At 63.9% G+C, this 19,287-nt stretch carries 19 protein-coding genes; 8 read left to right on the top strand and 11 right to left on the bottom strand.

The genetic code is table 11. From position 1 onward, the window contains the following. The first annotated feature begins 1 nt into the window (after position 1). The 3 genes from RDCOP1_RS15105 (at position 2) to RDCOP1_RS15095 (ending at position 3,878) form a co-directional block, all read left to right on the top strand. Entirely contained in the window at positions 2–1,615 is a 1,614-nt protein-coding gene (locus RDCOP1_RS15105) for a class I SAM-dependent DNA methyltransferase (RefSeq protein ID WP_072702066.1), read from the top strand. Next, positions 1,612–2,739 (top strand): restriction endonuclease subunit S, encoded by a 1,128-nt coding sequence (locus tag RDCOP1_RS15100; RefSeq protein ID WP_072701924.1) that lies wholly within the window; start codon positions 1,612–1,614, stop codon positions 2,737–2,739. Before RDCOP1_RS15105 ends, RDCOP1_RS15100 begins: the two co-directional genes overlap by 4 nt. A gap of 197 nt (positions 2,740–2,936) precedes the next feature. Beyond that, entirely contained in the window at positions 2,937–3,878 is a 942-nt protein-coding gene (locus RDCOP1_RS15095) for an SMI1/KNR4 family protein (protein WP_072701922.1), read from the top strand. Positions 3,879–4,013: 135 nt separating this feature from the next. Here the strand turns inward: RDCOP1_RS15095 and RDCOP1_RS21545 are convergent, their stop codons facing one another. Then, the gene (locus RDCOP1_RS21545; RefSeq protein ID WP_169848905.1) at positions 4,014–4,178 is read right to left on the bottom strand and encodes a hypothetical protein; all 165 of its coding nucleotides are present in this window, start codon (positions 4,176–4,178) and stop codon (positions 4,014–4,016) included. Between the two features lie 464 nt (positions 4,179–4,642). Here RDCOP1_RS21545 and RDCOP1_RS15090 point away from each other — a divergent pair, with 464 nt between their 5' ends. Next, positions 4,643–5,431, top strand: coding sequence for a PASTA domain-containing protein (locus tag RDCOP1_RS15090; RefSeq protein WP_072701920.1), 789 nt, complete (start codon positions 4,643–4,645; stop codon positions 5,429–5,431). A gap of 728 nt (positions 5,432–6,159) precedes the next feature. Here RDCOP1_RS15090 and RDCOP1_RS15085 read toward each other — a convergent pair. The 3 genes from RDCOP1_RS15085 to RDCOP1_RS15075 all read right to left on the bottom strand — a co-directional run bounded on the left by RDCOP1_RS15085 (position 6,160) and on the right by RDCOP1_RS15075 (position 8,079). Next, the gene (locus RDCOP1_RS15085; RefSeq protein ID WP_072701918.1) at positions 6,160–6,765 is read right to left on the bottom strand and encodes a DUF2510 domain-containing protein; all 606 of its coding nucleotides are present in this window, start codon (positions 6,763–6,765) and stop codon (positions 6,160–6,162) included. Positions 6,766–6,844: 79 nt separating this feature from the next. Continuing rightward, positions 6,845–7,546, bottom strand: coding sequence for a DUF4352 domain-containing protein (locus RDCOP1_RS15080; protein ID WP_231923003.1), 702 nt, complete (start codon positions 7,544–7,546; stop codon positions 6,845–6,847). Between the two features lie 38 nt (positions 7,547–7,584). Further along, complete coding sequence (locus RDCOP1_RS15075) at positions 7,585–8,079, bottom strand: hypothetical protein (RefSeq protein WP_084722635.1); 495 nt, start codon at positions 8,077–8,079, stop codon at positions 7,585–7,587. A gap of 134 nt (positions 8,080–8,213) precedes the next feature. Between RDCOP1_RS15075 and RDCOP1_RS15070 the strand changes: the two genes are divergently transcribed. Then, positions 8,214–11,408, top strand: a complete 3,195-nt coding sequence (locus tag RDCOP1_RS15070; RefSeq protein ID WP_072701916.1) for a type I restriction endonuclease subunit R — start codon at positions 8,214–8,216, stop codon at positions 11,406–11,408. A 128-nt stretch (positions 11,409–11,536) separates the two neighbouring features. After that, complete coding sequence (locus RDCOP1_RS15065; protein ID WP_072702060.1) at positions 11,537–13,297, top strand: BCCT family transporter; 1,761 nt, start codon at positions 11,537–11,539, stop codon at positions 13,295–13,297. Here the strand turns inward: RDCOP1_RS15065 and RDCOP1_RS15060 are convergent. The 7 genes from RDCOP1_RS15060 to RDCOP1_RS15035 all read right to left on the bottom strand — a co-directional run bounded on the left by RDCOP1_RS15060 (position 13,294) and on the right by RDCOP1_RS15035 (position 17,307). Beyond that, positions 13,294–13,959 (bottom strand): heme-binding beta-barrel domain-containing protein, encoded by a 666-nt coding sequence (locus RDCOP1_RS15060; protein WP_072701914.1) that lies wholly within the window; start codon positions 13,957–13,959, stop codon positions 13,294–13,296. The genes RDCOP1_RS15065 and RDCOP1_RS15060 overlap by 4 nt on opposite strands. A 191-nt stretch (positions 13,960–14,150) precedes the next feature. Continuing rightward, positions 14,151–14,456 carry a DUF1416 domain-containing protein gene (locus RDCOP1_RS15055; protein ID WP_072701912.1) on the bottom strand — a complete coding sequence of 102 codons (306 nt, stop codon included), beginning with the start codon at positions 14,454–14,456 and terminating at the stop codon, positions 14,151–14,153. A 2-nt stretch (positions 14,457–14,458) separates the two neighbouring features. Further along, positions 14,459–15,292: a sulfurtransferase gene (locus RDCOP1_RS15050; RefSeq protein ID WP_072701910.1), complete on the bottom strand. Its 834-nt coding sequence runs from the start codon at positions 15,290–15,292 to the stop codon at positions 14,459–14,461. 52 nt (positions 15,293–15,344) lie between these two features. Continuing rightward, the gene (locus RDCOP1_RS15045; protein ID WP_072702058.1) at positions 15,345–15,809 is read right to left on the bottom strand and encodes a DUF4395 domain-containing protein; all 465 of its coding nucleotides are present in this window, start codon (positions 15,807–15,809) and stop codon (positions 15,345–15,347) included. 168 nt (positions 15,810–15,977) lie between these two features. Beyond that, a complete protein-coding gene (locus tag RDCOP1_RS22030; RefSeq protein ID WP_358474330.1) occupies positions 15,978–16,064 on the bottom strand; it encodes a putative leader peptide in 87 nt (28 codons plus the stop codon). 44 nt (positions 16,065–16,108) lie between these two features. Beyond that, positions 16,109–16,528 (bottom strand): thioredoxin family protein, encoded by a 420-nt coding sequence (locus tag RDCOP1_RS15040; RefSeq protein WP_072701908.1) that lies wholly within the window; start codon positions 16,526–16,528, stop codon positions 16,109–16,111. Further along, positions 16,525–17,307: an LmeA family phospholipid-binding protein gene (locus tag RDCOP1_RS15035; RefSeq protein WP_084722646.1), complete on the bottom strand. Its 783-nt coding sequence runs from the start codon at positions 17,305–17,307 to the stop codon at positions 16,525–16,527. The genes RDCOP1_RS15040 and RDCOP1_RS15035 overlap by 4 nt, the downstream gene beginning before the upstream one ends. 185 nt (positions 17,308–17,492) lie before the next feature. Here RDCOP1_RS15035 and RDCOP1_RS15030 point away from each other — a divergent pair, with 185 nt between their 5' ends. Beyond that, on the top strand, positions 17,493–18,224 hold the full coding sequence (locus tag RDCOP1_RS15030) for a winged helix-turn-helix transcriptional regulator (RefSeq protein WP_072701904.1): 732 nt from the start codon (positions 17,493–17,495) through the stop codon (positions 18,222–18,224). Beyond that, positions 18,221–19,129, top strand: a complete 909-nt coding sequence (gene mshD, locus RDCOP1_RS15025; protein ID WP_072701902.1) for a mycothiol synthase — start codon at positions 18,221–18,223, stop codon at positions 19,127–19,129. Before RDCOP1_RS15030 ends, mshD begins: the two co-directional genes overlap by 4 nt. Positions 19,130–19,287: the final 158 nt, after the last annotated feature.

Raw genomic sequence — 19,287 nt, 5'->3', positions numbered from 1 at the left:
GATGCCACCGAGGAAGAGGGCGACGGACACAGCACCGTCGACCATGAAGGAACTGAAGGACACGCTGTGGAAGGCCGCCGACAAACTGCGCGGCTCCATGGATGCGTCCCAGTACAAGGACGTCATCCTCGGGTTGGTGTTCCTCAAGTACGTCTCGGACGCGTTCGACGAGCGTCGCCGGCAACTCGAAGCCGAGTTGATCGCAGACGGGCTGGATGAGGAAGGTGTCGCGTCGCTCATCGACGACCGCGACGAATACCTCGGTTCCACCGTCTTCTGGGTGCCGGAGGAAGCCCGGTGGGAGTACCTTGCGCAGAACGCAAAGGGCATCCAGGAATCGTCCGGGGTCGAATTCCGAACCATCGGCCAGCTGATCGACGCCGCCATGCGCGGATTGATGGACGAAAACCCCACCCTCGCCGGCACGTTGCCGACGATGTTCAACAAGGACAACATTGATCAGCGCCGTCTCGGCGAGCTGCTCGATCTGTTCAACGACACCCGGTTCACCGGTGACGGCGCACGCCGAGCCCGGGACCTCCTGGGGGAGGTGTACGAATACTTCCTGGAGAAGTTCGCCCGCGCGGAGGGTAAGCGCGGTGGCGAGTTCTACACTCCCGCAGGTGTTGTGCGCGTGCTGGTGGAGATGCTCGAGCCGTACAACGGACGCGTGTACGACCCGTGCTGTGGCTCGGGCGGCATGTTCGTCCAGGCCGAGAAGTTCATCGAACACCACGGTGGCAACGCGACGGATATTGCTGTCTACGGCCAGGAACACAACGAGCGCACGTGGCGGATGGCGAAGATGAACCTCGCGATCCACGGCATCAACGCGCAACTCGGTGACCGTTGGGAAGACACGTTCTCCCAAGACAAGCACCCGGACCTCCTGGCCGACTACGTGATGGCCAACCCGCCGTTCAACATCAAGGACTGGACGCGCCGGGAGGACGACAAGCGCTGGAAGTACGGTGTCCCGCCGGTAGGCAACGCCAACTATGCGTGGATTCAGCACATCATCTCGAAGCTTGCCGAAAAGGGCAGTGCCGGTGTGGTGATGGCGAACGGAACGATGTCGTCGAACTCCGGTGGTGAGGGCGACATCCGCGCGCGGTTGGTCGAGGCCGATCTGGTGTCGTGCATGGTGGCACTGCCGACCCAGTTGTTCCGCAGCACCGGTATTCCGGTGTGCACGTGGTTCTTCGCGAAAGACAAGTCGGCGGGCGTGAAGGGTTCGATCGACCGTCGTGGGCAGGTGCTGTTCATCGACGCCCGCAACCTCGGCTACATGGTCGATCGTGCGGAGCGGGCGTTGTCGGACGACGACATCGCGAAGATCGCCGGCACGTTCCATGCCTGGCGGGGAACGGAATCCGCGAAGGGCGCCGAGTACGCGAATGAGGCGGGGTTCTGCTATTCGGCGACCCTCGCCGAGATCAAGGAGGCTGATTATGCGCTGACCCCTGGTCGCTACGTCGGTGCGGCTGCGATCGAAGATGACGGCGAGCCGATCGAGGAGAAGATTGCGCGGTTGACGAAGGAACTGTTCGAGCAGTTCGACGAGTCGACCCGGCTCCAGGCTGTTGTGCGTGAGCAGTTGGGGAGGGTGGGATGAAGGAGTCGGTGCCCCTGTACGAAGCCTGCGATTATATCGTCGACTGCGAGCATAGAACTGCTCCGATCGACGAATCCGGCGACTTTTTTGCCGTCGGGACGCCCGCAATGCGAGACGGTGTGATTGACTTTTCTCAAGCTCGCCGAATTTCCAAAGAGACATTCATGAAGTGGACCCGTCGGTTGGCGCCTCGCCACGGTGATTTACTCTTCGCTCGCGAAGCTCCAGTTGGACCGCTCGTGAGAATTCCGATTGAGGAGAATGTGGCGCCAGGGCAGCGCACAGTTCTTATGCGTCCGAATCCTGAAGTCGTAAACTCGACCTTCTTGTTTTACCTTCTTGGATCTCCGGTAGTGCAGAGGCGAGTCCTGGAGCGTGCAGCAGGTTCGACGGTTGCGCATCTGAACGTCGCGGACATTAGAGCCTTCGAACTTCCGCCACTGCCGGGGCTTGAAACGCAGTGCGCGATCGCCGAGGTCCTCGGCGCCCTCGACGATAAGATCGCCGCAAACCGCAAGTTGGCCACAACTGCTGACGCATTGGCTACGTCTCTATTTGCACGACTTGATAACGTTAATTCACCCGCGGAACTTATGGGTGAAGTGCTTTCGCTCGAATATGGGAAGGCTCTTCCTGCCTCGCAGAGGGTTCATGGACTGAGTGCTGTCTATGGCAGCGGCGGCGTCGTTGGTTCGCACAATGAGTCCTTGTTGGAAGGTCCGGCGGTAATCGTCGGACGCAAGGGGACCATTGGTGCTGTTCACTGGTCCAATGGGCCGTGTTTTCCCATCGATACCACATTCTTTGTGCGACCAAATTCTGAGCGGGTGACGTTGGAGTATTGCTATTACCTCCTGCGATCACTCGACTGGGCAGACTTCAATTCAGATTCGGCCGTACCGGGATTGAATCGATCGCAGGCTCTAAAGAGAAAGGTCTTGATGCCTTCGATCCGCGAGATCGAGAGGTTTACATCGGATGTTCAACCATTGCTTAAGCTACAGGAATCTGTGGATTCGGAATCGATGAGCCTCGTCGCGATGCGCGATACCCTCCTCCCACCTCTGATGTCCGGCGAACTCCGCGTGCGCGATGCGGAGAGGGTCGTGGAGAACGTGTTGTAGCGAGTGCTTTGGCAAAGATGGTGGGTTATTGCCCGGTAGCCGGGCAATAACCCACCATTTCTTCGACGTCCCGGCGTTCTGGTACGAGGGTCTTCCGTTCGCTGGTTCTACCATTGGAATCGTGTCCTGAAGGACGACCCATTCTACGTGTCGCCGGCCACCGGAACACCTCCAGCCGGCTGAGGAGACTCGACCACGTGACAACAAACTGGCGGATCACCATCAATACCATCCAGGAAGGTGTTTCCCAACAACGACTCGTGACACTGGAGGGCAGCACATCCCCAAGCACACTGCGGGATTTCATCGGTGATGCCCTAGCCAGTGCGCGGGCCTGGGCCGAGAAGTTCGGCAGGACCCTGGGTAGCAATGCAACTCTTCAGCTCGACAACGAGGACGACTACTACAGGATCATCGGTCTCGACGGATCGCTGTCGCTCGACGAGATGGTAGAGCAGGCAGCCCTGGAGCGGGCGCATCGTCAATCCCAGAAGCAGCGGCCGTTGGGCCAACCTGAACGATTGGTCAAGTGGCGGGCTGAGGCGTCTTCCCGAGGCAGGGCTGAGTCTGTGGATTTCGCAACAGCGTGGCAGACGTTGCGAGGCTTGGTCGCAGATGTCTCTATAGACAGTGGTGCATCCCTGCAGGACGTTGCGAGAGTGGAGGGTGAGACGGGAACGCGGTGGACGCCCGAAGTGCGGATGCTGTTCACGCAGCAAAGCGGTGGACTTCAATTGGTCCCTGGATTCGAGCTGTTGGGTCTGGATCGCGTACTCGAGGTCCAGCAGTTGTTCTTCGATGCGGAGGAGTTCGTAGAGGAACAGGACGCAGAGATCCCTCCAGCCGCAGCCGATGCCGAGCGTCCAGCGGGATCACCGGCGGATCGCTTTCTTCCGCAATTCATCCCGATTGCCGAAGACAACACCGGTGCTGTTTTGGTCGTGGATACTCGTGACGGCAAGCTGAATGGCTGCGTCAGTGAATTCAGCACCAGCATGGGGGGATCCGAGGCGTTGTGGCCGTCGATCGGAGTGATGGTAGGTGATGTGATCACCGTCCTGACTTCGGACGAATCCCTGCTACAGGGGAAGTACCGACCAGAGCTCCGCGAAGGTCTGACCTGGTCACGCACAAGGTGAACGCCTAGCGGGGTTCGACCACCACGCTTCATGTGGTCGAACCCCGCAACGACCACTACTGCGATGTATCCCTATATTGACATGCACCGCCGCCGCGCCCATTGTTCGTCAATCTGTGGCGTATCTTGTCGATCTTCACTGTGCGGTGCACTGTCCCTGGGCATTGACGACCCCGTGACGAAATCGATGTATCTCGACAGACCTGTCCAGCCCGCTGGTTTCCACATGGACGATGCAGGCCGCACCGTCCGCGAGCACGGCATTCGCCCACGCGCGCGGCGCGTGTGTCTGTAGCGACATCGCACCTCCTTGAAGTCTCGATCATGATCGGCACGCACCCTGCGGCCATAGTGGGACGCATTTCGACCTCGCACGCAGGTCCAAATCCCCCGGGATGTGTCGTTTGCTCTGGTCACATTAAGCTACAGGAATCTGTGGATTCGGAATCGATGAGCCTCGTCGCGATGCGCGATACCCTCCTCCCACCTCTGATGTCCGGCGAACTCCGCGTGCGCGACGCGGAGAGGGTCGTGGAAAACGTGTTGTAGCGAGTGCTTTGGCAAAGATGGTGGGTTATTGCCCGGTAGCCGGGCAATAACCCACCATTTCTTCGACGTCCCGGCGTTCTGGTACCACTCCCGACGATTCGTTCGACACCAACCCCCGCTCTGCCGAGCCCGGGTGTAACAACCGAATGCTCGAATCCGACTAGTGGGCGTCAGGCACTTAGCACCGCGTAGTGCGCACGAGTTGGAGGAATGCAAATGAAGCCCGTCGTCCCCTATCTGAGGGTTCTCGCGGGGCTGTTCGCCGGTGTCACGTTGTGGCTCGCGATCGTCGAGATCATCCACGGTAACGTCGCCGAGTCGCTCATCCAGCTGCTGTTCTTCGTCGGGCTCGGTTACTTGGCCATCGGTAAACCCTTGCGCGACCGGCATGCACGCGTCGAGGCAGATCGCGCTGCGCTCGCGGCACGTGCCGAAGCGGGCCATCAGGCGTTCCTTGCCGGCGACCGGTCGGCCGCGTTCGCACCCCCGCCGGAGCCGTCGCCACCTCCGAAAATGCGACGTGGAGTCTTGATCGCCGCGTTGGTCGCAGCGGCGTTCGTGCTCATCGGGATCATCGGCGACATCTCGGATGGGCTCGACGCGCCGTCCGGGAACGACGCGACGACGACGCCGCAGACCTCCGCGCGAGTTACGCCGGGCTCGACCACTCCGGCCCCGTCGGCGACGAGTGCTGCCGCCACAGTTCCGGTCGTGACGTCCGCGCCCGCGGCAGTATCGACAACAACGGCGAACGCAGCGGCCGCGGGCACCAGCGCCGTCATGCCGGATGTGGAGTGCATGGATCTTCAAACAGCGCAGGACACGATTCAGGCTGCGGGCGTGTTCTATTCGAGAAGTGTCGATGCGACGGGTGAAGGCCGGATGCAGGTGCAGGACCGCAACTGGATCGTCGTCGGACAGCAACCTTCTGCGGGCGCGGTGGTCGGCGAGGGTGAGGCTTTGCTGTCGGTCGTCAAGGAAGTCGAGTTCGCAGGCTGTCGCTGAGATGCCTACGTCAGAAGTAGGGCGCCCTGCGGGCGGCTGCCCTCGACCGTATGGAGACCCTACGGGTCCCTGAGCTTGCCTTCGGCCCCTTCCCCAACGCTGCCCGGTCGCCATACCCCGATAGACCGTCTCGGCCAGCACTTCTGGCCCCACGTCGGAAACGACGTGTGGCGTGTACTGGACCCGGTCGTTCGTGTCGACCCTCACGATCGGGTGCTCCACCACCAGCTGTGGAGACGAGGGATACTGGCGCCCAGTCGGTTTCGGACCGCGGGAATGGCACCCGGGTCCGCAGCGTCGATGCGCTGACGTCGGACTGTGGGAGACGAGCGACGACGCCTACCCGGTGTGCCGTGGTTGCCGAAACGGCCCTTGCTCACACCGATGCAGACGGGAAAACGCTTCGAGCCCCTCGATCGCCTGCCGGAGCAGGATCGAGGGGCGTGAAGGTCAGGACGTCGCTGACGAACCTGGTGGCCAGGCGAGATGAGGGCCGGCGCAGGAGAACGCGCTCGGGGCCTGTTGCTGGTGTACGCCTCTATGGGGCGTGTGGATAGAATCCACCCTACGGTGCATGACAGCTCTTTCTGTCGTGTGCCCAGACCCCGGTTCGGTGTTGGTAGCACCTGCCGGGGTCGACCTATTTTCAAGGTCGGTGGAGGGATATTCCCATGAGTGCCGGATACCGTCAACTCGAACGAACGTTCTAGTTGTGCTCGGCGGGAGGGTTACGGCGCTCCGAACCCGTACGTGTATTCGCCGCTGGTCCAGTTCATCGTCGCGTGGTACGTGCGACCGCGCATACGTCCGTTACCGAGGTCCTCGGTCCCCACGAAACATTCGAATACAGTGGTGGTTTCGTTCAGGTTGTCGGTGGAACCGCCGTTGACCGGTGAGCAGGTCACGGACAGCACCGGACCCTCGTACATGCCGTCGGCGATGTGGTCGGTCGCCATCTCCTCGATGCTCGATTCGATGCCCGACACGCTCCGCGCCCGCGACGCGCGCTCAGCGGAATCCTGGCGTTCCTGTTCGGCCTTCTCCGCTGCGATGCGTTCCGCTTCCAGGTCGGCAGCCTCTTCCGCTGCAGCAACCTGTGCGGCGACCTGTGCGTCGTGGTTGACCTTCCAGGTCACCGTACCGCCTACCGCGGCGAGCGCCAGGACGATGAGCGTGGCCACGATCGCCTTCGTGGGGATCTTCCGCTTCGGAGTGGGGTCCTGGTCGTCGTCGGGATCGGGCAGGGCAAGCCAGGACGCGCCGTCCCAGTAGCGCTGTCCTCCAGCAGGATTCGGATACCAACCGGCAGGTGCCGGAGAATTCTCGTTCGACATCGAAAAGGTCCTTCCAGGACGGGTGAAAAGGCTGGTGCGCCCGGCCCCTCGTCGGGCGCACCAGCGGTTCGGGGTGGAACTAGCGCAGTGAGACGGTGACGCCGCCGGAGAACATGGAGTCGTGCAGTTCGATCGCCGAGGGAACGGCGTCCACGGGCATGTCGAACACGAGCGGCATCGTGACGGTGTTACCGGGATTTATCTCGTCCCAGAACGTCACATCCGAGTCGAGGTTCAGTGCCGCAGCCGTATCCGGGCTGAAGCTTCGGCCCTGCGCGTCGATCAGTTTCTGATTGCTCGGGCTCAGCCCCTTCGGCTCATCGGCGATGTTGCTGACCGTCATCGTGACGATCACGAACTGACCCTGTGCGTCCTCCGCGAGGAACGGATTGTCGCCGAGCGACGTCAGCCCGGCCTCGACACCGGTCACGACGAATTCGAACTTCCCGTCGCGAACCGGCATGTTCATCGTTGCCGAGGATTCCTCGGCGGCAGGCGGTTCGACCGGAGGCGCGGCGTTGCCCGAATCGGCGGCAGGCGACTCGGCCAGGGGCGCGGCGTTGCCCGAATCCGCACCGCGCGACGCCGTTGCGGTCGGCTCGTCCTCGTTGCCACCGCCCGCCACGGAGGTGACGACGAACAGTGCAACGAACGCGCCGACGATCCACGGCCACTTCTTGCGCTTCTTCGGCTCGGGAGGCGCGAACCCGCCGGCCGGCTGCATCGGGTACTGCGGGGCCGGCTGCTGAATCTGCGGGTCGGGATGGTTGGGCATGGTCATGACAGGTCTCGTTTCGTAGGTGAGGCGGGGAATGCGGATCAACGGCCGAGAGTGAGGTGCACTCCCGATCGGGCCTCGTTCTCGTCGAACGAGATCGATCCGCGATAGGAGATCTCCACGTCGTAGAACGTCGCGCCGCGCGGCACGTCGGGGACGGTGAAGAAGAATGTGCAGAAGTCGCCTTCGCGCACACTGCGGGTGAGCGACCCTTCCGCAAGCAACTTTCCGGTTTCCGCGGTCACACGAACGGCGGCGGCGGGCGAGATGTCGTCGTACCCGCGGTCGCCTTCGCATTCGAATCCCGGTGTGTCGCTGTGGGTGGAGCCGTCGACGAGGGTGACGGTGCCTCCGATCTCGAACAGGGGAACGCTCGCTACGCGATCTGCCACGAGGGAACCGGTCGCGATGAGCGCCCCGGTCACCGTCGCGGCGCACACGCCCACCGAGAATCCCGGCCAGAAACGGGTGCCGTGGCCGTGGTCGTCGGTGCGACGGCCGGATGTGCTGGTCGCGGGGAGGAACTGAAGGGTCACGGCGATCTCCTGCTCGGTAATCGGAACGCTCGAATCGTGCGCCGGACCGGGTATCAGTCACCATTTCTTCGTCGATAACCCCTGTTATCGAAAATGCTCTCGCTCCCGCTCACCGGAGCTTCTAAGTTGTGTGCATGGCAGACGTTTTGGAATTCCCCGGCCGCCTCACCGAATCGGCGTGGGAGCAGATGGCCCTCGATACGTTGGGCGAGCTCGGATGGCGATACATCCCCGGTGCGGAGATCGCACCCGGCTCGGGTGAGCGCACGTCGTGGGACGATCTCCTCATCCCTTCACGCTTGCGCGCGGCCATCGTGAATCTGAATCCGAAACTGCCTGCCGGCGCTGTCGACGATGCGGTCGCACTCGTGGCGACTGCCGGGTCGACCGACGCCATCGCGGAGAACCGGACCGTCCACGAGTACCTGACCGAAGGTTTACGCAAGATCTCCTACACCGACGACGCGGGCGTCGAGGTCACCCCCACCATCCGGCTCGTTTCCGTCGAGCCCGACGACAACGACTGGTTCGTCGCCAACCAGGTCACCGTGATCCGCAGCGACTACGAGCGTCGCTTCGATCTCGTGTTGTACATGAACGGTATGCCGGTCGCCGTCGTGGAACTGAAGAACGCAGGCAGCCAGTACGCGAGCCTCACCGACGCCCATGCCCAGCTCCAGACCTACCTGCGCGAATTTCCTCTGGCCTTCCGATACGCAGTGATGGCGTTGGTGTCGGACGGGATCACCGCGTCCTACGGCACCCCGTTCACGCCCTTCGAGCATTTCTCACCATGGAACGTCGACGACGACGGTGCTCCCGTCGAACCCAGCGGCGAGCACCATCCCCTCGACACCGCACTGTACGGGTTGTTCAACCAGGAGCGGTTTCTGCAACTTCTCCGCAACTACACCGCGTTCGACGAGAGCGAGAACGGCCTCGTCAAGCGAATTGCCAAACCGCACCAGTACTTCGCCGTTGCCAAAGCGGTGGGATCCACGGTGGTCGCCGTGGGCTCCGGAGGCAAGGCCGGGGTCGTGTGGCATACGCAGGGCTCCGGAAAGTCGATGGAGATGGAGCTCTATGCGAATCAGGTGATCCGCCATCCAGCGCTCGCCAATCCGACAATCGTTGTGATCACGGACCGCAACGAACTCGACGGCCAACTCTACGAAACCTTCGCCCGCTCGCAGCTGCTTCCCGAGCAGCCCAAACAGATTCGCCGACGAGAAGAACTCCGCCAGGAACTCTCCGGACGTACCACCGGTGGCATCTACTTCACGACCCTCCAGAAGTTCGGGAAGAGTCGCGACGAACGCGAAGCGGGGCTCAGCCACCCCGAGTTGTCCGCACGACGCAACATCATCGTGGTCGTCGACGAAGCGCACCGCAGCCACTACGACGATCTCGACGGATACGCGCGCCACCTGCGCGACGCGCTTCCGCACGCCACCCTCATCGCCTTCACCGGAACACCGATCTCGTTCGAGGACCGCAACACGCGAGCCGTGTTCGGTGACTACATCGACATCTACGACCTCACCCGCGCCGTGGACGACGGAGCGACCGTGCCCGTCCATTTCGAGAGCCGTCTCGTGAAGGTGGCGTTCGCGGGAGAGATCACCGAGGAGCAGATCGACGCGTCGGCCGACGAACTCACGGCCGGTCTCGACGACACCGAACGCACCCGCATCGAAAAGTCCGTGGCGGTCATCAACGCCGTGTACGGCACGCCGGCCAGGCTGCAGATGCTCGCGGAGGATCTCGTCGCGCACTGGGAGAATCGCCGCTCCCAGATGGCGAAGTTCGTGGGGTCGGAGGAGAACCCGACTGCACCCGGAAAAGCGATGATCGTCTGCGCGACACGGGAGATCTGCGCCAATCTCTACGGCGAGATCACCAAGCTTCGCCCCGACTGGCATTCCGACGATCTTTCCGCCGGCCGCATCAAGGTGGTGTATTCCGGTGACGCCAGTGACCGGCCGCCGGTCAGCAATCATGTGCGACGCGACTCCGAGAACGCAGCAATCAAGAAGCGGCTCAAGGACATCGACGACGAACTCGAACTGGTGATCGTCAAGGACATGATGCTCACCGGTTTCGACGCACCCCCGCTTCACACGCTGTATCTCGACCGTCCACTCAAAGGTGCGTTGCTGATGCAGACGCTTGCCCGCGTCAATCGCACCTTCCGCGGCAAGAGTGACGGTCTGCTCGTCGCCTACGCGCCGGTCGCCGACAATCTTGCGGATGCACTGGCCGAGTACACCGCGTCGGACCGCACCACCAAACCTCTCGGCCGGCCTGTCGAAGAAGCGGTGGACGCTGTCAAGAACCTCATGACGGTCCTGGGCAACATGCTTCACGGTTTCGACTGGCGCGAACGCCGCCGGGCACCGGGGCCACGCGGATGGCTGGACGCGGTGCTGGCAACCGTTGCCTACCTTCGCGATCCGAAGAACCCCGAGAACAAGGTCGGCGAAGGGCAGAAGACGCTCGCAACCCGATACCGGGAGAACGCGTCACAGTTGTCGCGCGTGTGGGCCATCTGCGGTACACACGAGGAGGTCCGCCCACTTGCGGCCGATGCGCGCTTCTTCGAAGAAGTGCGCGTGTACATGGCCAAGTTCGACGCCGCAGACAGGCAGGCGAGTGGCGCCGCGGTGCCCGAGGATGTCAAGCGTGCTCTCCGCGCACTCATGGCTGCATCGGTGGAATCCGGTGAGGTACTGGACATCTACGACGCGGCAGGTATGCCGAAGCCGTCGCTCGCCGATCTCAATGCCGACTTCCTCGATCGCGCCGTGCAGGCGAAGAACCCCGTCCTGGCGATCGAGGCGCTGCGTAAACTGGTCTCTGAGGAATCCCGCAAGGTGGCACGCCACAACCTGGTTCGTCAGCGGGCGTTCTCACAGAAACTGCAGGAACTGATGATCAAGTACACCAACAGTCAACTCACTTCGGCCGAGGTGATCGCAGCGCTCGTCGAGGTTGCCAAAGAAGTGCAGGCCGAGTCGCAGCGTGGGCAACGCTTCGATCCTCCTCTCGGCGATCACGAATTGTCCTTCTACGACGCTGTCTCTCAGAACGAATCGGCACTGGACGGGATGGGGGAGGACACTCTCGCCCAGATCGCGCGCGAACTCGTCGGCGTCATGCGGCGTGACGTCAAGACCGACTGGAAGGTGCGCGAGGACGTCAAAGCGAAGTTGCGGTCACAGGTGAAGCGACTGCTGACGCGTTACAAGTACCCGCCGGACAAGCAGACCGGGGCAATCAAGTTGGTGCTCGAACAGATGGAGGCGATCGCACCGACGATGGCGGCGTGACCGGGTCGGTGCGAGCCCGCGTGCCGCTGAGTTCCCCGCATCGCAGGTGACGCCGGGGCGCAGTCGCGGTGGTGACGAGCGTCGCATGTGTAGATTCGGACTAATCGGGGGTAACCCCTGACGTGCCGATCCTGACAAAAGCCCATGACGCACTGCGTCTTCGCACCTCACCGGGTGTCTTCTTCACTTCCGCGCTGATATCTCTGCTGTTCGTCGTGGTCACGGTTGCCTTCACCACCACGGTCGACGACGTGTTCAGCACCGCTTCCGGTTGGATCATGACCAACCTCGGATGGTTCTACATCCTGGGCGTCACCACGTTCCTGATCTTCTTGGTGGTCATCGCGCTGACGCACTACGGGCGCGTCCGGCTGGGTGGTGACGAGGAACGTCCCGAGCACTCCACGCTCGCGTGGTTCTCGATGCTCTTCGCGGCAGGGATCGGCTCGATCCTGATGTTCTGGGGCGTTGCAGAACCCATCTCCCACTTCGCGAACCCCCCGCTTCAGGAGGCAGCTCCGGAGTCCGAAGCGGCCGCCCGCGAGGCGATGGGCTTCACGCTCTACCACTTCGGATTCCACACGTGGGCGATCTTCGCCCTGCCCGGCCTGTGCTTCGGCTACTTCATCTACAAGCGCAAGCTCCCACCCCGTGTCAGCTCGATCTTCGCGCCGGTACTCGGCGGGCGCATCTACGGACCGATCGGCAAGACGATCGACGTGGTCGCGATCGTCGGCACGATCTTCGGCGTCGCGACGTCGGTCGGGCTCGGCACGTTGCAGATCAACGCCGGCCTGGCGCAGCTCTTCGGTCTCGAGGAATCCGGCATCATCCAGATCGCCCTCATCGCCGTCGTCACCGTCATGGCGGGCATCTCGGTGGCTCTCGGACTCGACAAGGGCATCAAGCGGCTGTCGAACCTCAACATCGGCATGGCGATGATGTTGCTGGCCTTCGTTCTCGTCACCGGCCCGAGCCTGTTCCTGCTCAAAGGGATGATCGAGTCGGTCGGCATCTACGCCGAAGCTCTTCCGAGTCTTGCATTCTGGAACGACACGTTCGCCGACTCCGGCTGGCAGAACACCTGGACGGTGTTCTACTGGGCCTGGACCATCACCTGGTCGCCGTTCGTGGGTATCTTCATCGCCCGTATCTCCCGTGGCCGGACCGTGCGGGAATTCGTCGCGGGTGTGCTGGCTCTGCCGGTGCTCTTCTCCGTCGTCTGGTTCAGCATCTTCGGCATGGGCGCGTTCCACATCGAGCTTCAGGGCGAGGGTGGACTCGTCGAACGGGTCGTCGACTCCGGCGACATTCCCGGCGCGCTGTTCGAGTTCCTGGGCAACTTCCCGCTCGCGGGCCTGGTGTCGGGACTCGCGATCGTGCTCGTGGTGATCTTCTTCGTCACCTCGGTCGATTCCACCGCCATGGTGCTGGACATGATGGCCGGAGGCAAAGAAGAGAAGGCCCCGATCCATCAGCGTCTGTTCTGGGCCGCGCTCATGGGCCTGGTCGCTGCCACCATGCTCGTCGCGACCGGCAAAGACGGTCTGGACGCGTTACAGCAGGTGATCACCGTGGTCGGTCTGCCCTTCTTCGTGATGGGCTTCGTGATGATGTACAGCCTGGTGCGCGGTATCCGTGAGGACCTCGGGGAGCTTCCCGAGCCGGTAACTCGGCAGTGGACCGAAGTGAACACCGCCGAAGACCTCGAGGCTGCCGAAAGCCGACCGGCGCCGGAAGTCGTGGTCGTGACACGTGCGATTCCGGACGAGACCGACGGAGACGACGGCGGACGAGACGAGCGTGAAAGCTCCTCGGCGGGCGCAGGCAACGGATCGGCGCCCGGGGCGGAGATCCGCGCGGGCGAGGAAGTGGAGTCGGCTCGTTAGCCGACGTGGCGGGCGAGCCGCGCAGACATGCGCGGCCGCATGTCGCCGTCCGGGGTGACTCGTTCCTCGACGTAGGCGAGGTCGCCGCCCTCGACGATGCCGTACAGGCGCTTCGCGCCACCCACGACTTCACCGGAACGGGTGCGAATGACCACGTCGGTGGCGAGCTCCCAGGACGACTGGGTCAGCGCCGTGCCGTAGTACAACTCGACGACACCGGAACTGTGGGTGAGCAGCAACTCGAGGGTTTCGGGATCGTCGCTGTCGGGGCCACCGGTGCCGGCGACGCGCCAGAACCCGCTCTCCCGGCGATCCTCGGCGACGAATTCGCCGTTCTCGTCGAGACGCCACGAGCGGGCTTCCCATACGAGATAGTCGCCGCCGTTGTGCGCGACGACGATCTGCTGCCCGAACGGATAGTCGGTGGCGGTCTCCGGGTCGTGTGCCTCACCCTCGCCGCGCCACACGCCCACCAGCGGGAGGAGCGCGAGCAGGGCAGGGTTCAGATCGGCGCCGTGCCGCAGATTCGCGGTGTCGTCGGCGCCGGGCAGACCCGACAGGACGGGGATGTTCAGCTCGGAGGTGACCTGCGCCCGCTCTGCTGCGCGCGCAATCGCCTCGTCGCCGCTACGCCGAGTGCCGCCGTCCGACTGGTCCGTCATGACCCGTCGGAGACCAGGCGATAGATGGTGTACAGCGCGAACCAGGTGATGAGCACCGCTGCCAGGACCAGCAAAACTTCGAAGAAGATGACCACGGCGCCATTCTAGACTGCACGCCCTCCGCTCCACGACAAAGGGCCCCGCTCCCGGCGATCGGGGAGCGAGGCCCTTCGTGGCTCGTGCCGGACGCGCTACTTGGCGACCGTCACGTCGACGTTGTGCACGCCGGGAGCGGTCGGGCTCACGGTCGAGGTGCCGTTGCCGGTGCTCGACAGCGCGCGGATCTTCCAGTCCCCGGGTGCGGCGAAGAAGCGGAAGTCGCCGGTAGCGGAGGCGACGACCTCGGCAGTGAATTCGTCGGTGCCGTCGAGCAGACGCACGAACGCGCCACCGACGGGCTCACCGGAGGCGTCGAGGACGCGACCGGTGATGACCGTTTCCTTCTCGACATCCACGCCCGCAGGCAGGTTCTGGCTCTGAACAGGTGCTCCGCACATATTTATGCTCCCAACTCGATCGGTGCGCCGACGAGCGAGCCGTACTCCACCCAGCTGCCGTCGTAGTTCTTGACGTTCTGCTTGCCGAGGATCTCCTGCAACACGAACCAGGTGTGGCTCGAGCGCTCGCCGATCCGGCAGTAGGCGATGGTTTCCCTGCTGTCGTCGAATCCCTTCTCCGCGTAGAGCGCAGTGAGTTGTTCGTCGGACTTGAAGGTGCCGTCCTCGTTGGCGGTGGTGCTCCACGGGATGTTGACGGCGCCGGGCACGTGGCCACGCTGCTGCGCCTGCTCCTGCGGAAGATGTGCCGGGGCGAGGATCTTGCCGGCGAACTCGTCGGGCGACCGCACGTCGACGAGATTCTTGGTGCCGATCGCGGCGATGACCTCGTCGCGGAAGGCGCGGATCGAGTTGTCGGGCGCCTGCGCCTTGTACTCGGTGGTGGGGCGGGTGACCTCGTCCTTCGACAGCGGACGGCCGTCGAGTTCCCACTTCTTGCGACCGCCGTCGATCAGCTTGATGTCCTGGTGGCCGTACAGCTTGAAGTACCAGTACGCGTACGCGGCGAACCAGTTGTTGTTGCCGCCGTAGAGCACGACGGTGTCGTCGTTGGCGACACCCCTGGCGGACAGCAGCGCCGAGAACTGTTCCTGGTTCAGGAAGTCGCGGCGGATCCCGTCCTGCAGATCCTTGCGCCAGTCGAGCCGGATGGCGCCTTCGATATGGCCGCCGTCGTAGGCGCTGGTGTCCTCGTCGACCTCGATGAACACCGTCTTCGGTGCATGAAGGTTCTGCTCTGCCCAGTCGGCGGAGACCAGGACGTCGGAGCGAGCCATGGATAGTCCTTTCGGTGGTGGTACGTGAAGTGGGTGAAGCCGGTGAAGAGAATCAGGCGGCGATCGGACGCAACCGGGCGACCAGCGGGTAGATCTGGCAACCGAGGCAGAATCCGAAGGCGGCGTTCAGGAGAGCCGCGAACAGCGCGAAACCGGTGGCCACGATCCCGACCGTTCCGGCTCCGAGAAGAAAGGCGACGGTGCCGATCGCCGCGAAAACGAACCCGACCAACTGCGCAAAACGCAGGGGTGCAACGGGTTCGACGTCGGTGGGTGCACTCAGGCGGGGTGCGACGAGGCGGGCGAACACTGCTCCGTAGGGGCTGCGCCGCGGACCGAACGCTGCACCGAGCGCGAAGACGACGGCCTGCACACCGAGCACGATGCCCGCGACGGTGTCCGAGGCGGTCGCGACGAGCAGCACCACGGTCAGCACGGCGGTGGTGACCCACGCGGCGAAGCGTGGACCGCGGACGTCGACCTGGTGACCGGTACGGGTGGAATCGGGAACGGACATGAGAGTGCTCCTGCTGTGATCCGAGATTGTCGAGCGGAATTCGGGTTCGCCGAAAAGGCGAACGACCGCGGGGAATCGCATCGGTGACGACGGCAGCAGTGACCGGGCGGGACGGGGTCCGTCGATCGACGGAACGGAGGTCGCTGGTGCGGGGTCAGTAGCTACAGGTCAGCAGCAGGTACAACAACACGCGCCGAGGCGGCACAGATCGACTGCGCGGCGTCGTGTGAGCATCAGCTCCTGGCGTGTGGGCACGCGAGGAGTTTAACCGAAGATTCGGGGAAATAGGACCAGCGGGTCTACAGCGCTGCGAGGGCGGTGCGGAGGTCGGCGACTTCGGGCACCCCCGACACGCGATAACGCTCGCGCCCGGCAGCGTCGAACACGAACGTCGTCGGCAACGACATCACACCGAGTTGTCTTGCGGGAACGGGATTGTCGTCCAGGTCGAGCTCGACGTCGAGCGCGCCGTCGGGCCGGTCTTCGAGAACCCGGGCGACCACGCGTCGCACCGACGCGCACGGTCCGCACCAGGGAGCGGAGAAATGCAGGATCACGGGTACGCCGTTGCCGACCCCGACCGCCGTGAGGGCGGGGTCGACGCCGCGCGCGGAATCGTCCGACGCCGTCGCACGGACCTTGCCGGATCGTGTGCGCATCGTCACCCCGACGGCAAGTGTGGCCACGATCACTAGGACCAGTACTGCGAGTGCGGTCATGGCGCGGTCTGTACCTCGGTGAGATCGATGACGGTGTCGTGGGCCTCGCCTTCGATGACGATGCGCGACCCGCGTGCCTCCACGAATGTCGGCTTGACGCCGAACGGAAGATCCTGCGGTTCGATCGTCGTGGTGAACAGGCCGAGCACGACCGGCTTCAGCGCGTCGGGCACGGTGAAGTCCGCGCGTCCTTCCCGGCCGAAATACAGGTCCGACGCCACGATGTGCACGCGGTCTCCGTCGAGGACCAGGTCGGCCTGCACGCTCACCGTCGCAGGCTCGGGCCCGATCGGCACGGTGCCGGTGAGCACGACGCCACCGGCCGTCGTCGGGCCGGACCCTCCCGACCCGCCCGTTCCGTCGGACTTGCTCTCCGGGGGAGCAGAAATCTGCAGGTCAGGGATGTTGTAAAGCTGCCCGAGTTCGGTCGCGTCGATCATGACGCGGCCGTACAGCAGGTCCACCGGCACGGTGCGGATCGACCCGTCGAGCAATTCGCCCGCGGCGGCATGCGCCCCGATGAGGTTCGCTTCGACGGTGATGTCCCCGAGCATGTCGGTGTGGACACCGTCGGCGACGATTTCGACGTTCTCGTAGTGGCCGTTGCGGGCCTGCAGGAGGAACGGGAAACCGTGGATGGTGACCGCGGGATCGGACTCGAGTACACCGCCCTCGCGCAGCGCGCGGGAGACGCGGTACTCGGACCACGCTGCCGCGCCGAAGTCGGTGAGAACGGCGACTCCGAGCAGGACCACGAGACCGAAGATCAGTTTGCGCACGCCCACCATTGTGGCCGACGAAGCCCCGGGTTTGCCGCCCGCGCCCATGAGCAGCGTGTCCGGAATGTGGGAATCGCTCTACCTGCGACGTCCTGCTTACATGTCGGTAACAAATAGGGCGTTAATCTGTAGCACGTCGTTTACGCACCTGATCCGCGCTGGTAGCGCGAGGAACTGGAGGCCCAGTGGAGCTTCTCCTTCTGACCTCCGACCCGAACCCGGACGCAGTCCTGCCGGCGCTGGCATTGCTGGCACACTCGGTCCGGCCGGCCCCGACGGAGGTATCGTCGCTGCTCGAGGCCAGTTCTGCCGATATCGCGATCGTCGACGCCCGCAGCGACCTCGCGGCAGCACGTGGACTGTGTCGTCTACTGGGCAGTACAGGGTCGGCAATTCCGGTTATCGCGGTGCTCACCGAGGGTGGGCTCGTCGCAGTAAATCCCGAATGGGGCCTCGACGACATCTTGCTGACGACCACCGGCCCCGCCGAGCTGGATGCGCGGTTGCGTCTCCTCGTCGGGCGGGCAGGCGGCCTCGTCAGCACCGAGAGCTCGGGCAAGATCACGCTCGGCGAGCTGTCGATCGACGAAGGCACCTACACCGCCCGGTTGCGCGGCCGTCCCCTCGACCTCACCTACAAGGAATTCGAGCTACTCAAGTACCTCGCTCAGCACGCGGGCCGCGTGTTCACCCGCGCGCAACTCCTTCAGGAGGTGTGGGGTTACGACTTCTTCGGTGGCACTCGCACGGTCGACGTGCATGTCCGGCGACTGCGCGCGAAGCTCGGGCCCGAGTACGAATCCCTGATCGGCACGGTGCGGAACGTCGGTTACAAGGCTGTTCGACCGTCGTCCCGCAACAAAGGCGGGGGTATGGCTGTGGAAACGGAAGAGGCCGAGGCAGAATTCGCCGAATGAGCATCGTCTCCGAGTTCTCCGGTCGTCCGTCCTCCGAACGAGCGCAGGCGGTGCGCGACCTCATCGGCCGAGCCGACGCCGTGGACGGGACCGCACCGGTCTCGGAACAAGTGATTCATTCGCTCACCCGCGACGGCGACGCCCTGCACCTCGTCGAGGTCTCCGACGATGTAGTCGTCGGATACGCCAATCTCGTGCCAGGGCACGACGAGCATCCCGCGATGGCCGAAGTGGTGGTCGATCCCGGACACCGGGGTCGGGGCCTCGGGGGCGAACTGGTCGAGGCCGCGCTGACAGCCGGCGGTGACGGCGCCCGGGTCTGGGCCCACGGGGATCTCCCGGCCGCCCGCGCGGTAGCGCACCGACTCGGATTGACGGGGGTACGCGAACTACTGCAACTGCGCCGCCCCCTGGACGTTCCCGCACTTCCCGCCGTCGAGGTACCCGACTCGATCGTGCTGCGCACCTATCGCGGGCCGAGCGACGACGCGGAACTTCTCCGGGTCAACGCAGCAGCCTTCGCATGGCATCCCGAGCAAGGACGCTGGGCCGAAGTAGATGTCGAGGAACGGCGCGCCGAGGCGTGGTTCGATCCCGAAGGTCTGTTCCTCGCGTTCGACGCCGCCGAGCCCGACGTCCTTCTGGGCTTCCACTGGACCAAGGTGCATCCGGCCACCGAGACGGACGACGCGCTGGGCGAGGTCTACGTCGTCGGCATCGACCCGTCCGCACAGGGCCGGGGACTGGGCCGGCTGCTCACCCTGGCCGGACTGCATCATCTCCGCGACCGGGGTCTCCGCACCGTGTTGCTGTACGTCGAAGGCGACAACACCGCCGCACTCAACACCTACGGCAAGCTGGGATTCGAGCGCTTCCACGTTGACGTCGCCTACGCCCGACCTTGACCGCCCGTGTGTCGCATCACAGCGGCGGAGCAATGCCGGAGTGACGGTCGCAACAGCCTGCCAGGTGTATCCGGTCTGTTCATCCTCCGTTCACCTTCGGTCGTCCCTCAGTCAACCGGGAGCACCTAGTTTTTCCATACGGGTCGCTGCGACGGCCC

Source organism: Rhodococcus coprophilus NBRC 100603 (genome assembly GCF_001895045.1).
GTDB classification, from domain to species: domain Bacteria; phylum Actinomycetota; class Actinomycetes; order Mycobacteriales; family Mycobacteriaceae; genus Rhodococcus; species Rhodococcus coprophilus.
Note: the sequence above shows the minus strand (reverse complement) of the source record. Positions and strands in the feature narration are given on the sequence as shown.

What these genes read in the sequence shown, in the direction of transcription:
- RDCOP1_RS15050 (WP_072701910.1), bottom strand. Translation starts at nt 15,292, where the DNA reads ATGGCTCGCTCCGACGTCCTGGTCTCCGCCGACTGGGCAGAGCAGAAC.
- RDCOP1_RS15100 (WP_072701924.1), top strand. Translation starts at nt 1,612, where the DNA reads ATGAAGGAGTCGGTGCCCCTGTACGAAGCCTGCGATTATATCGTCGAC.
- RDCOP1_RS15080 (WP_231923003.1), bottom strand. Translation starts at nt 7,546, where the DNA reads ATGACCATGCCCAACCATCCCGACCCGCAGATTCAGCAGCCGGCCCCG.
- RDCOP1_RS15105 (WP_072702066.1), top strand. Translation starts at nt 2, where the DNA reads ATGCCACCGAGGAAGAGGGCGACGGACACAGCACCGTCGACCATGAAG.
- RDCOP1_RS15090 (WP_072701920.1), top strand. Translation starts at nt 4,643, where the DNA reads ATGAAGCCCGTCGTCCCCTATCTGAGGGTTCTCGCGGGGCTGTTCGCC.
- mshD (WP_072701902.1), top strand. Translation starts at nt 18,221, where the DNA reads ATGAGCATCGTCTCCGAGTTCTCCGGTCGTCCGTCCTCCGAACGAGCG.
- RDCOP1_RS15045 (WP_072702058.1), bottom strand. Translation starts at nt 15,809, where the DNA reads ATGTCCGTTCCCGATTCCACCCGTACCGGTCACCAGGTCGACGTCCGC.
- RDCOP1_RS15060 (WP_072701914.1), bottom strand. Translation starts at nt 13,959, where the DNA reads ATGACGGACCAGTCGGACGGCGGCACTCGGCGTAGCGGCGACGAGGCG.
- RDCOP1_RS15055 (WP_072701912.1), bottom strand. Translation starts at nt 14,456, where the DNA reads ATGTGCGGAGCACCTGTTCAGAGCCAGAACCTGCCTGCGGGCGTGGAT.
- RDCOP1_RS21545 (WP_169848905.1), bottom strand. Translation starts at nt 4,178, where the DNA reads ATGTCGCTACAGACACACGCGCCGCGCGCGTGGGCGAATGCCGTGCTC.
- RDCOP1_RS15085 (WP_072701918.1), bottom strand. Translation starts at nt 6,765, where the DNA reads ATGTCGAACGAGAATTCTCCGGCACCTGCCGGTTGGTATCCGAATCCT.
- RDCOP1_RS15070 (WP_072701916.1), top strand. Translation starts at nt 8,214, where the DNA reads ATGGCAGACGTTTTGGAATTCCCCGGCCGCCTCACCGAATCGGCGTGG.
- RDCOP1_RS15040 (WP_072701908.1), bottom strand. Translation starts at nt 16,528, where the DNA reads ATGACCGCACTCGCAGTACTGGTCCTAGTGATCGTGGCCACACTTGCC.